11 protein-coding genes are annotated in these 12,263 nt (G+C 37.5%); 8 read left to right on the top strand and 3 right to left on the bottom strand.

Annotated elements, in window-relative coordinates:
- The 4 genes from BN2628_RS03825 to BN2628_RS03810 all read left to right on the top strand — a co-directional run.
- Positions 1–1,499, top strand: a 1,499-nt coding sequence (locus tag BN2628_RS03825; RefSeq protein WP_154668391.1) for a beta-galactosidase small subunit-related protein, incomplete at its 5' end; no start/stop codon positions are given.
- Between the two features lie 2 nt (positions 1,500–1,501).
- On the top strand, positions 1,502–2,458 hold the full coding sequence (locus BN2628_RS03820; RefSeq protein WP_052431570.1) for a 2-hydroxyacid dehydrogenase: 957 nt from the start codon (positions 1,502–1,504) through the stop codon (positions 2,456–2,458).
- A gap of 8 nt (positions 2,459–2,466) precedes the next feature.
- Positions 2,467–4,185 carry a dihydroxy-acid dehydratase gene (gene ilvD, locus BN2628_RS03815; RefSeq protein WP_044229882.1) on the top strand — a complete coding sequence of 573 codons (1,719 nt, stop codon included), beginning with the start codon at positions 2,467–2,469 and terminating at the stop codon, positions 4,183–4,185.
- 753 nt (positions 4,186–4,938) lie between these two features.
- The gene (locus BN2628_RS03810) at positions 4,939–5,775 is read left to right on the top strand and encodes an aldo/keto reductase (RefSeq protein WP_044229878.1); all 837 of its coding nucleotides are present in this window, start codon (positions 4,939–4,941) and stop codon (positions 5,773–5,775) included.
- Between the two features lie 10 nt (positions 5,776–5,785).
- Here BN2628_RS03810 and BN2628_RS03805 read toward each other — a convergent pair whose 3' ends face one another.
- The gene (locus BN2628_RS03805) at positions 5,786–6,712 is read right to left on the bottom strand and encodes a hydrogen peroxide-inducible genes activator (RefSeq protein ID WP_044229875.1); all 927 of its coding nucleotides are present in this window, start codon (positions 6,710–6,712) and stop codon (positions 5,786–5,788) included.
- Positions 6,713–6,836: 124 nt separating this feature from the next.
- On the opposite strand from BN2628_RS03805, the gene BN2628_RS03800 reads away from it, so the two are divergent.
- From BN2628_RS03800 to BN2628_RS17190, 3 genes are all read left to right on the top strand, one after another.
- Positions 6,837–7,310, top strand: a complete 474-nt coding sequence (locus BN2628_RS03800; protein WP_044229873.1) for a Dps family protein — start codon at positions 6,837–6,839, stop codon at positions 7,308–7,310.
- 191 nt (positions 7,311–7,501) lie between these two features.
- Complete coding sequence (gene bla / locus BN2628_RS03795; protein WP_044229985.1) at positions 7,502–8,392, top strand: class A beta-lactamase, subclass A2; 891 nt, start codon at positions 7,502–7,504, stop codon at positions 8,390–8,392.
- A gap of 54 nt (positions 8,393–8,446) precedes the next feature.
- Positions 8,447–8,593: a hypothetical protein gene (locus BN2628_RS17190; protein ID WP_154668390.1), complete on the top strand. Its 147-nt coding sequence runs from the start codon at positions 8,447–8,449 to the stop codon at positions 8,591–8,593.
- Positions 8,594–8,995: 402 nt separating this feature from the next.
- On the opposite strand, the gene BN2628_RS03790 is transcribed toward BN2628_RS17190, so the two are convergent.
- Positions 8,996–9,241 (bottom strand): RNA recognition motif domain-containing protein, encoded by a 246-nt coding sequence (locus BN2628_RS03790; RefSeq protein WP_021930703.1) that lies wholly within the window; start codon positions 9,239–9,241, stop codon positions 8,996–8,998.
- Positions 9,242–9,783: 542 nt separating this feature from the next.
- Between BN2628_RS03790 and tig the strand changes: the two genes are divergently transcribed.
- Complete coding sequence (gene tig, locus BN2628_RS03785) at positions 9,784–11,142, top strand: trigger factor (protein ID WP_055096076.1); 1,359 nt, start codon at positions 9,784–9,786, stop codon at positions 11,140–11,142.
- Positions 11,143–11,481: 339 nt separating this feature from the next.
- On the opposite strand, the gene BN2628_RS03780 is transcribed toward tig, so the two are convergent.
- Positions 11,482–12,261, bottom strand: a complete 780-nt coding sequence (locus BN2628_RS03780) for an amidohydrolase (protein WP_044229871.1) — start codon at positions 12,259–12,261, stop codon at positions 11,482–11,484.
- Between the last annotated feature and the right edge of the window lie 2 nt (positions 12,262–12,263).

Below are 12,263 nucleotides of genomic sequence, written 5' to 3'. Positions count from 1 at the left end.
AAGAATATTGGGATTTGATACATCAAAAAAAACGATTATGCGGAGGATGTATTTGGGATTGGATAGATCAAGGATTGGAGGAAAAATCAGAAACCGGAGAGATTTTCTATTCATATGGAGGTTTTTATGGAGATAAGCCTAATGCTTCGAACTTTTGTTTAAATGGTATTGTTGCTCCTGACCGTACTCCGAAACCGGCATTATGGAGCATAAAATATATTTTTCAACCATTCACCATTAAGCCGGTCAATCTGAGAAATGGTGAGATTTCAATTTATAATCGTTCCGTATTTACTAATTTATCTAAATATCAAGTATGTTGGAGTATTCAAAAAGACGGTATAGAAATTAGAAATGGAATATTATCAGAAATTCAATTGTCTCCCAAGGATTCTACGTTTGTAAGGATTCCTTTCAAAGAAATAAATCCGGATTTTGCCAGTGAGTATTATTTGCGTATATCTATACAGACAAAATATTCTTCTTATTGGGCAGATGCTGGTTTTGAAATAGCGAAAGAGCAGTTTAAATTACCCTTTTATAATTATAATAAGCCGAAATCTGAATTAAAGACAAACGCTAAAATTATAACCAAGAATTCAGAACGAGAGTTGGCGATTTGTATAGGGAAAACTTTTGAGTGTCATTTTGATAAAGAAAAGGCTGTACTTGCCTCAATAAAAAAAGATGGAATAGAATATCTCTCGGAAGCTTTGCATCCTAACTTTTGGAGGCCTCAAACCGATAATGATCGTCGTTGCTGGAAATCCCATGAAACAAGAAAGATATGGTATTCTCTTTCTGAAAGTTTTCCAATAAATGAATTTGAAGTCAAGAATGTATCTTTTGAAAAAATAGATATTGAAGTAAAAAGAATATCTATAGATGAAGAGATCAAATGTGTGGAAAATTATTCTATAGATAATCAGGGAGTTATAAGCGTGCAATTATCTTTGTCGATAGGCAATACATCACCGGATCCTATGCGTGTAGGTATGCAAGTGGGTGTAAACAAGAGTTTTGATCAAATGCAATTTTATGGAATGGGACCTTTTGAAAATTATATAGATAGAAGAGCCGGTGCAGAAATAGGATTATATCAAGGAAAGGTAAAAGACTTTTACTACAGTTATGTTAAACCTCAAGAAAGCTCTAATCACATGGATATTCGTTGGTTGAGACTAAATAATGACTTGACAGGCTTGCTTTTTATGTCTGGAGACTCTTTGTTGAGTTGCTCTGTTTGGCCTTACACAGTACAAGGTATAGAACGTGCCCAATATACTTTTCAGCTGATTCAAAATCAAGGGTATATTGTAAATATTGATCTTTTGCAAGCTGGTGTAGGAGGTAATACTTCTTGGAATCCTTCAGGAATGCCGTTGGAAAAATATCGATTAACATCAAAAGAATATGTGTACAATTATAAGATAATTCCTATAAAGACAAGAAGTGATGTTAATAAAATATATAAAACTAATCGTTATAATTATTTGTAATCATGGATGTAGTATTGCAAAAAGATTTATTTGAAAGAAGTCGTGAGGTGTTTTCGGATAGTGCAGATAAATTTTCCATAAAATATCATCTTACAGATGTATTAGATGAAGAAAAAATGCTTCAGCTTCATAGAAAAGGGATAAAGTGTTTTGTCATAGGAGCGGAAGCTTATTCTAAAGATTTTTATCAATCGTTGGAAGAGGGATCTGTCGTTATTCGGTATGGGGTAGGATATAATGCCGTTCCGATTGATATATGTCGTCAGCGGAAGATAAAAGTTGCCTATACTCCCGGAACATTGACCGATTCTGTAGCAGAATATGCCATGAGCCTTATCTTGTCATTGGCAAAAAATATCCCATATCTGCATAGTACAATGATGAGTGGTATATGGCAGGGCCGGACAGGATTGGAATTAAAAAATAAGACGTTGGCTATTCTTGGATATGGACAGATAGGCCGTAGTGTTGCCCGAATTGCCAAATTGGGATTCGGAATGAAAATACATGCCTTTGATAAGTACGGAGCAAATGATGGGATTGCAGATCTCTTTACCGGAAATTTTGAAGAGGCAGTTGCCGAAGCCGATATAATTTCCATACATATGACAGCGACAACAGAAACCCAAAATTATATCAACAAGGAGACCATAGACAAATTTAAAACAGGCGCTTTATTGGTAAATACCTCTCGAGGCAATCTTATTAATGAGTCGGACCTTTATGATGCTTTATCTACAGGTAAATTGGCTGGAGCTGCCATTGATGTCTTTTTACAAGAGCCATATCTTCCTATCTCAGAAGATGCAGATTTGAGAAATTTGAAAAATGTAATTCTTACACCTCATTGTGGTTCTAACTCGAAAGAGGCAAGTAATCGTATGGCTCAAGCAGTTGTACGTAATATTAATGCTTTTGCACAGGGAAAAGAAATGACTATTATTCCGGAATTAAAATAAAAAATGCTATGCTGATCAGTCAAAAAATAAGAGATTTGGCCCCGGAAATGGATTCTCTACGATTGGGAATGGGGTGGTCTGAAAAAGAGCTTGATATGACGCAAATTATTATAGAAAGTACTTTCGGAGAAAGCCATCCGGGAAGTGCGCATCTTAATAAGTTGGTAAAAAGTGCAAAACATGGGGTTTCAAATGTCGGAGGGAGAGCCGCAGAATTTTATGCAACGGATATTTGTGACGGTCAAGCTCAAGGTCATGATGGGATGAATTATTCTCTTGTCTCTCGGGAAACAATCGCAAACCTTGTAGAAATACACGCTTCGGCAACACCATATGATGCTGGAATTTTTATCTCATCTTGCGATAAAGGTATTCCGGCCCTTTTACAGGCTATCGCTCGATTAAATATGCCTGCTGTATTTGTTCCTGGAGGAATTATGCCGGCAGGGCCAAATTCTTTGACACTCGAACAATTGGGGAAATATAATGCAGAATATATAAAAGGGAAAATTGATTTTGACCAATTTCAATATGTTAAACATCATGCTTGCCCAAGTTGTGGCGCGTGTTCTTTTATGGGAACAGCTTCAACCATGCAAGTCTTGTCAGAAGCTTTAGGGCTGGCCCTTCCAGGAACATCACTTTTGCCTGCAACTTCAGAAGATCTTTTGAAAATGGCACAAAAAGCAGGGGAATGTGCCGTCTCTTTAGCTCATACTAAACTTACTCCTAAAAAAATTCTTACTGTTGAAGCATTTGAAAATGCTATTATGGTGCATGCTGCAATTGCTGGTTCAAGCAATTCTTTATTGCATATTCCGGCAATTGCTCATGAATTGGATATAGAGCTTGATGGCGATTTCTTTGATTGCATTCATAGAAATATACCTTATATATTGAATATTCGCCCAAGCGGATTTTATCCGGCGGAATATTATATATATGCCGGTGGTACACCTGCAATAATGGAAGAATTACGATCTTTCCTTCATTTGGATGCCCTTACTATAACAGGGAAAAGTGTAGGAGAAAATTTGGAAGAACTGAGGCAAAATAAATATTATGATTATTGGAATGAAAAATTAAAAGAACGTCATGTCAGTAAAAACGATATTATAAAAACTTGTAAAGAGCCTATTCGTAAAGAAGGTGCGATCGCTGTATTAAAAGGGAATATTGCCCAAGAAGGTGCTGTTGTAAAGCATTCTGCAATGTCAAGTAAAATGAGGAATGTTATATTAAGAGCTGTCCCGTTTGATAGTGAAGAAAGTGCGATTTCAGCTGTTTTATCAGGGGAAATATCTCCTGGAGATGCCGTTATTATCCGGTATGAAGGGCCTAAGGGAAGTGGTATGCCGGAAATGTTTTATACAACTGAGGCTATAGCTTCGGATCAGGCTCTCTCATCCACTGTCGCATTAATTACAGATGGTCGTTTTTCAGGAGCGACAAGAGGACCGGCTATTGGACACGTATCTCCTGAGGCTATGGAGGGTGGGAATATTGCATTAATTGAAAAGGATGACCTTATACATGTTGATATAGATGCTCGGTCTTTAAATGTTATAGGTGTCAAGGGTATTAAATATTCTTCTGAAGAAATGGAACGAGTATTGATTGAGAGAAAGAGAAAATGGACTCCTCCTGAAAAAAAGAAGACTAAAGGCATATTGAGACTATATACAAAATATGCAGTATCACCGATGAAGGGTGGATATATGGAATAATCCGTAGTTTCAAGGTTAAAAATCTTATTAAAGCAGGCAATGATAAAGAGTAGTATCGAGTTATTTTCTTGGGAAGGGATGGTGAGTTTCTGAGTTTCAGAGGGCACTGCAATACAAGATTTGGAATGAATATATTTTTATTATCTTCAGGAATCTTTCCTGCCTATTGAGGATAAATATTTTCATCGGACAAATTGGTAAAGGGAAACAGTGTATTCTGAAAATGATATTTTTATGACAGTTTTCAAGAGAGCTTTTCTATTCTGATAAAGCGCGTTGGTCCGCGTGATATACAGGAACGGGGGAGATAGACCGGGGAAAAATCTTTATTAGTTCAATAAGAAAAAAATCGTTGAACCGTAAAAAATAATTCAACCCAAATGAAATGTTAATTTAGAATCATATTTCACTCAAATAATGTTAATATAACTCGTTTTTTTATATTTATATTTGTAAAATACAAATTACCCTTTTATATTTGCACTGTGTTTTTCATGGTATTTAGATTTAAGGTTAACAAAGATTGGTTGTCGTGAGACAACCATTTTTGTTTTATCAGCATTTCTTTTCCGGATATTGCCTTTATCGGTTTCAGCCGCTTTTGAGAATTTCTTTAGAAGATGTCTTTAATATCAATAATTATTTGTGACTTTGAAACAGTGTAAAAATGACTGAAAAGTGAATTATTTAAAAAAAATGAACCGGAAGGAGAGCTTATCTTTTAATATATTGTAATAAGTAAAAGACATATAGATGAAAAACGTAGTTATTTTTCCCAATGGAAAAGTCGTACCGGCATTAGGGCAAGGTACTTGGAATATGGGCGACTCCCTTTTGAATAAACAAGAAGAGATAAAAGCATTACGCACAGGCATAGAATTGGGTATGACGGTCATTGATACAGCCGAGATGTATGGTTCGGGACGTTCAGAGAAGTTAGTGGCTGAAGCAATTGAAGGTATTAGGGATAATGTATTTCTGATTTCTAAAGTTTTACCTTCAAATGCAAATTGCCAGGGGACTCGGAGAGCTTGCGAGAATTCCTTAAAAAGGTTGAAGACTGATTATATAGACCTCTATTTGTTGCATTGGGAAGGTCCTTTCCCCTTTGAAGAAACGGTGGAAGCTATGCTCTCGTTACAGCAAGAGGGGAAAATCCTCCAATGGGGAGTAAGTAATATGGATGTGCTTGAAATGGAAAATTTCTATGCGATACCCGAAGGAAACACCTGTGCAGCAGATGAAGTGTTGTACAACCTGACCCGTAGAGGAATAGAATACGACCTGATGCCGTGGTGCAATAATAGGCACATTCCGGTAATAGCCTATTCTCCCGTAGAACAAGGGCGTCTGCTTAAGCATCCTGTATTACAAGAGATTGCATTGCTCCATTCTGCGACACCCGCTCAGATTGCATTGGCTTGGGTATTGCGTCGGCCGGGCGTTATTGCTATTCCGAAAGCTTCTACCAAGAAGCATGTCCTCGAGAATTATAAAAGTCTGTCGATACACCTTACCCAAAGCGACTTATCCCGATTGGATGAAGCCTTTCCTGTACCGAGTCAAAAAATACCCTTGCAAATGTTATGAAGAGTAATTCCTAAACCAGTTTTTGCGTATTTTTCAGCGTCAACATCTCTTCAGGTATCGTCTCTTTCAGACTTTTTATAAATAAGTTTAGCAATTCATGACGTACGAAATCAGACCGGGTTATAAGAAATATTTGTCGAGTCGGTCTGGGAATGGCAAACGGCCGAACCAGTTGCTTCTGTCGGTCATCGAGCTGATAGGTGGCAAGTTCGGGAATAAAGGTCATACCGTTTCCGCTTTCCACCATTCTCATAAAAGTTTCGAGGCTGCCCAGTTTATATGCAATTTGATGCATCCTCACGTTGTCCATTTGGCAAAATCTTACCAGTTGGTCTCTGAAACAATGCCCCTCGTCCAAGAGCCAAAGATGTTCCCCGTCAATATCAGAAGTTCTTATCAGTTCATTTTTGAATATAGCTTCATTATTGGATATATACCCGTAAAATTCTTCATAATATAGAGGATATACAACCAAGTCTTTGTTCTCTATATGAGTAGCGATGATGATAGCATCTGTTCTATTAGTTAGCAAGGAATTTATACTGTCCGAAGTTTTCATTTCCAGCATCCTGATATCGATAACCGGATATTTTTTTAATAATTGAGGAAAGAAGCGCGGCAACAGGTAAGGCGCTACGGTAGGCAATACGGCAATGCGGAACGTCCCGGAAAGATTATGTTTTTCCTCATGGCCTATATCCTTTATAAGAGATACCTGATGCAGAACCTTTCGAGCCTGTTCTATGATTTTTGTCCCGGCACCCGTCGGTCGTACCGGTTGCACACTTCTGTCAAATAACTTTATATCCAGTTCCTCCTCCAGTTTTTGTATCATCATACTCAATGTCGGTTGTGTTACCCGGCAATGCTCGGCCGCTTTCCCGAAATGTTGATATTCCTCTACGGCTACAATATATTCCAATTGCTGTATATTCATTTAGTAACGATATATTAATAGATTTTATCTATGCAAAGATAGAAATTATCAGTTTGATTTATTAAATATAGGAGCATATCTTTGTAACAAACAAATAACAAGTACAATTAAAAAATCAGAAAAGATGAAAACATTAGACTATATCCAATTGGATACAAAAAAAGTAGAGAACGTAGTGACAGGTTTGCAACACTTATTAGCCGATTTTCAGGTATATTATACCAACCTGAGAGGCTTTCACTGGAACATCAAAGGCAAATCGTTTTTCGTATTGCATAGCCAGTTCGAGAAAATGTATGATGACACGGCAGAGAAAGTCGACGAGATTGCCGAACGCATCTTGATGCTGGGCGGAGTTCCGAGCCATAATTTCAGCGAATATTTAAAAGCCTCAGGTGTAAAAGAATCCGGTTATGTCGATAGTGCCGATGAAGCGTTGAAAAATATTTTGGAGACTTTGTCTTACATTATATCCAAAGAAAGACAACTATTGTCCGATGCCTCTGAAGCAGGAGATGAAGTTACGGTTTCTCTGATGAGCGATTATCTGAAAGAACAGGAAAAATTAGTTTGGATGATAAATGCCTATAAATCGTAAACGATACAGACTCAGTACAACTGAATCAGGAAAATGACTGCTAAGAATGTTCCGGTCGTATATCGTAGAATTTCCCAATCCGATAATACGACCGGAATTTATATATAAAAATATTTTATTAGAGATAATATTTGCTGAAATTGCAAATATTCTTTTTACTTTCGACGGCTGAAATCAAACGAAAAGACGAAATGAAAAGAATTATTGTTGCTGCATTACTGTTTTGTTGTTGGGGAGCATCTGTTGCATTTTCGCAAAACGAGTTGAGAAAAGAATTGGAAGCCGTGATTCGGGACAAAAAGGCCAGGGTAGGAGTAGCCGTGATATATGACGGTAAAGATACCCTTACCTTGAATAATGAATATCGGTATCCGATGATGAGTGTCTTTAAATTTCATCAAGCACTATCCGTATTGAATGATTTGGATTCCGGAGGCTTGCCGCTCGATACCGAAATCTTTGTAAAAAAATCCGATTTACATCCCGATACCTACAGCCCTTTAAGAGACTCTGTCCCACAAGGCAATTTCGACATGACGGTTGCCGAACTTTTGAGGTACAGTATAACGTTGAGTGACAATAATGCTTGCGATATATTGTTCAAACATTTCGGGGGGACTGGCAAGACAGAAAAATACATGAAAGGATTAGGCATTGAGAAGATTGTCATACAGTTCGACGAAAACGAAATGCATACATCAGTCGATGCCGAGAGAGCAAATTGGACTACCCCGTTGGAAGCAGCCAAAGTTATGGATATATTCCTGAGAAATAAGCTGTTCTCCGTTTCACTTTCCGATTTTCTTGAAAATCTTCTGATATGTACATCGACCGGAGCCGACAAGATAAAAGGAGGTCTGCCGTCAGGAGTTATTATGGGACATAAGACCGGAAGCTCTTCCAGAACAGCACGAGGAACCAAAATTGCGGATAATGACTTAGCCTTTGTACAACTGCCCGATGGAAAAAGATATACAATTGCCGTTTTTGTCATGGATGCTGACGAAGATGACAAGACGATTGCCGGTATCATCTCGCAAATATCTCGTCACGTATATGATTTTTATACTCGGACAAAATGAACATTCATACATATCGGATGTTATCCTAATACTTACTGTTAAACAAAACAGATTATGAAAATAATAGAAGAGATTTACTTGTTGTATTGGGGAGCCGGCATATTGATAATAGGAGGCTTGGTATATATTCTTATCTCACAATACATGAGAAAGCGGGAGCGGGACAGGAGGCAGAAAAAAAATAAAGGATTGGATGTTTAGAGTCCAAATTTTGCACAGGTTAGCATACAGAATTAGAAAATATTTTTCAGTTTTTATAATTATAGCGGGTTGTTTGATGAATGAAAACGGGAAAAACAGGCCCAATAAAAAGGCAAAAAAGACCAGACAGAATTACCTTTATTGAAAATTTTATATAGGTTCTTAGCCTATATTGGAAACATTGTCGGTAATGGGAAGCACCCGTAGTAGAGAAATGACTGTTTATATTATGGCTATAATCCGAATTTTTTCCGGGATAAACGTTTGTCTTTGAATTCAAAAAAATAAGTGGTTCAGAAAATTAGAACCACTTTATTTTTTTATTAAGTCATAGTAAGTCATTTTCTTTTTCTGTATAGACTTGCATAGACTTTAGGGTCTTACAAATGAGGAACGAGGTCCTTAAGCTCTTGGGCGAGCTTCTTTCACAATCATGGTGCGACCTTCGTATTCGGCTCCGTTAAGCTCTTCAATAGCTTGCTTTGCCTGAGCATCATTTCCCATTTCGACAAAACCGAATCCTTTAGATTTGCCTGTTTCACGGTCTTTGATGATTTTGACAGAATCTACGGCACCGTACTCTTCCATCACTTGCTGCAAGTCAGCTTCCCTAACACGATAGTTAAGGTTTCCAATGTAAATGTTCATAAAAAAATAAATTAAAATAGTAATTTTAGAACAGGCGGGTCTGAAAAAGTTTATTAATTCACGTAAAATTACATGAGGAGTTCAACATAGAGCAAACCAGCTCTTATTCGGATACAAAGAAAAAGATAAAATTTGGATGTACAAGCAAAAGTGAAATTTTTTTTCAAGATAAGAACTGATTTTAAGTTTTGCTCGAACTGGGGTTGAAAATTTATTTTGAAGTTGATTTTTTTGTTTGTATAAAGATAATAGCGGGTTATTTGACGAATGCAAACAAGAAAAATGGCCGGAGGGAAATACCAAGAAGAGTTGACAGAATTTTTTTATCGGAAAATTTAAGCCGGCTCCAACTATTTTCACATAATTACGTCAAGTTTTTGCAATAAAATTGTAAAACCTGTTTGAATATCGAAAGAATAAAATTACTTTTGCGCTGCCAAAAGTGCGAAGAGAATATAAGGTATATATATTTTATGCCGTTTTTTTCTTTGGGGCAATGATTTTGGACGAAAAAAATAGTTTTAATTAAATAATTCGAAAGAATGAACGTTTCACAACAGAACATTGACAAAGTAAACGCTGTAATCAAAATAGAGATTGCAAAAGCGGATTATCAGGAAAAAGTAGATAAAGCATTGCGTGCTTATCGTCAAAAAGCAAATATCCCGGGATTCCGTAAAGGTATGGTTCCGGCTGGGATGATAAAGAAAATGTTTGGAAAATCGGCTTTAATCGAAGAAATTAATAAGTTGGTTTCTGAACAATTGTTCAATTATATCAAAGAAAATAAACTCAATGTATTGGGCGAACCTCTACCTTCTGCCGACCAGAAAGAAGTAAACTTCGATACACAGGAAGATTTTGAATTTTTATTTGATATTGCTTTGGCTCCTGAGATTGAAGTGAAACTTTCGAAAAAAGACAAAATAGATTACTATAACATCAAAGTAGATGATGATATGGTAAAGAAACAATGCGAATCGTTGGCCGGTAGATACGGAACTCAGGAAGAAGTTGAGGTTGCCGGTGAGAAAGACATGATTCGTGGCAAGATGGTTGAGCTCGACGAGAACGGCAACGTAAAAGAAGGGGGTATTGTCGTTGAAAGCACTGTCTTTTCTCCTGCATATTTTAAGAACGAGGAAGAAAAGCCGAAATTTGCCGGAGTGAAAGTGGGTGACAAAGTAGTATTTAATCCGTCAAACACATGCAACGGCCTTGAAGTAGAGCTGGCATCTATGCTGCATATCTCTAAAGAAGAAGCAGCCAATGTAAAAAGTGATTTCGAAATGGAAGTGACCGGAATTACAGGATTCAAGCCGGCAGAGATGGGACAGACTCTTTTCGATGAAGTATTTGGTAAAGATACGGTAAAGACCGAAGAAGAATATGTTGCTAAAGTACGTGAAATGCTGGCTGAGCAATTGAAACCCGAGAGCGATTATAAGTTCTCTATCGATGCCCGTGCCGCTATCGAGAAGAAAGTAGGAGACATTGAATTACCGGAAGCATTCCTCAAACGTTGGTTGGTCGCTACCGGAGAAAAAAGAACAGCCGAATCTGTTGAAGAAGAATATCCGAAAATGGTTCCTGATTTGAAATGGCACCTGATAAAAGAACAAATCGTTAAGAATTTCGATATCAAAGTTGAAGACGCAGATATTCGTGCCATGGCTCGTAAAGCGACACAAGTACAATTTGCCCAATATGGCATGATGAATGTTCCTGCTGATTTGCTCGACAAGTATGCAGCCGATATGCTGAAAGATAAAAATACGGCTCGCAATGTGGCAGACCGTGCTGTTGAAGAAAAGATTACAGCTACTATCAAGAATACGGTAACATTAAATGAAAAAGAAATTTCTGCCGAAGATTTCTATAAAATGTTTGAAAATAAATAATGCATATTGCATAGAATAGGAAGAAGCTATTTCGGAGCCTACAACCGGCTCCGAAATAGCTTCTTCCATTTTTTATACTATAAGTGATGGAGTGGGGTTTGGAAAGAAGGAAGTGAAAGAAAGAACCCGTTTGGCTTTTACTCGAACAGGCTTTGAGAATTTTTTTTGAAATTTTATGAAGAAGATAGCGGGCTATTTGGCGAATACAAACAGGGGAAACACCCCGAAAGAGAAAGAAAAGAAAGCCTCGACGTCATTGGGGAAAAGCATAAATAGGTACTAAAAAAGGCTATATGATACCTTTTCTGATATTCTTCATTGGAAGATTATATTTTCAGTTCACTGCAATAAAAATTTGTCGTTATCCCGCCAGAATGGAAAATTTTGTCGGTATGATTGTAATTTCGACAAAGAAAGTTCAGTAGTGATAATTTCATTTTCACCCGGTCGGGCAGAAACCAGTGGATACCCCTTCATATCGAGAATCATGGAATCGCCCGAATATTTCAATTGGGTACCGTCTTCACCGATACGGTTTACGCCGCATACATAACAACTGTTTTCGATAGCTCTGGCTATCAATAATTGTTTCCAAGCATAGCTCCTCGATTGAGGCCAGTTGGCAACTATCAATAAGATATCATATTCATTGTCCACATTACGCAACCAGACAGGAAAACGCAAATCATAGCAGACGAAAAGGGCCATATTCCATCCTTGATATTGTACAATCAGCCTTTCATTTCCCGCTGTAAAAAACTCACCTTCTCTTCCCATTCTGAAAAGATGTTTTTTGTCATAATATTGGGGAGCCCGGTCGGGGGAGATGAAGAATCCTCTGTTATAATAATCTCCATTTTCGTAAGCAATGACACTTCCGGCAATAGCTATTCGATATCTGTCACTCCAATTCCGTATCGTTTCTATGGTATATTCTGTTATAGTATGGTCATATTGTCCGACATGCATCGTGAAGCCCGTAGTAAACATTTCCGGCAGGATGACAAGGTCAGTTTTACCCGACAGGCTTTCTATATCCCGCTGCCTGCGGTGTAGATTCTCTTCAACATTTTCCCAAACAATATCTGATTGCACCGATGATACACGCAATATATCCATAC

Origin of the sequence: Gabonia massiliensis, assembly GCF_001403595.1 — a bacterium.
Taxonomy (GTDB): domain Bacteria; phylum Bacteroidota; class Bacteroidia; order Bacteroidales; family Coprobacteraceae; genus Coprobacter; species Coprobacter secundus.
The sequence above is the reverse complement of the archived record's forward strand: the minus strand, read 5'-3'. Positions and strand labels throughout refer to the sequence as shown.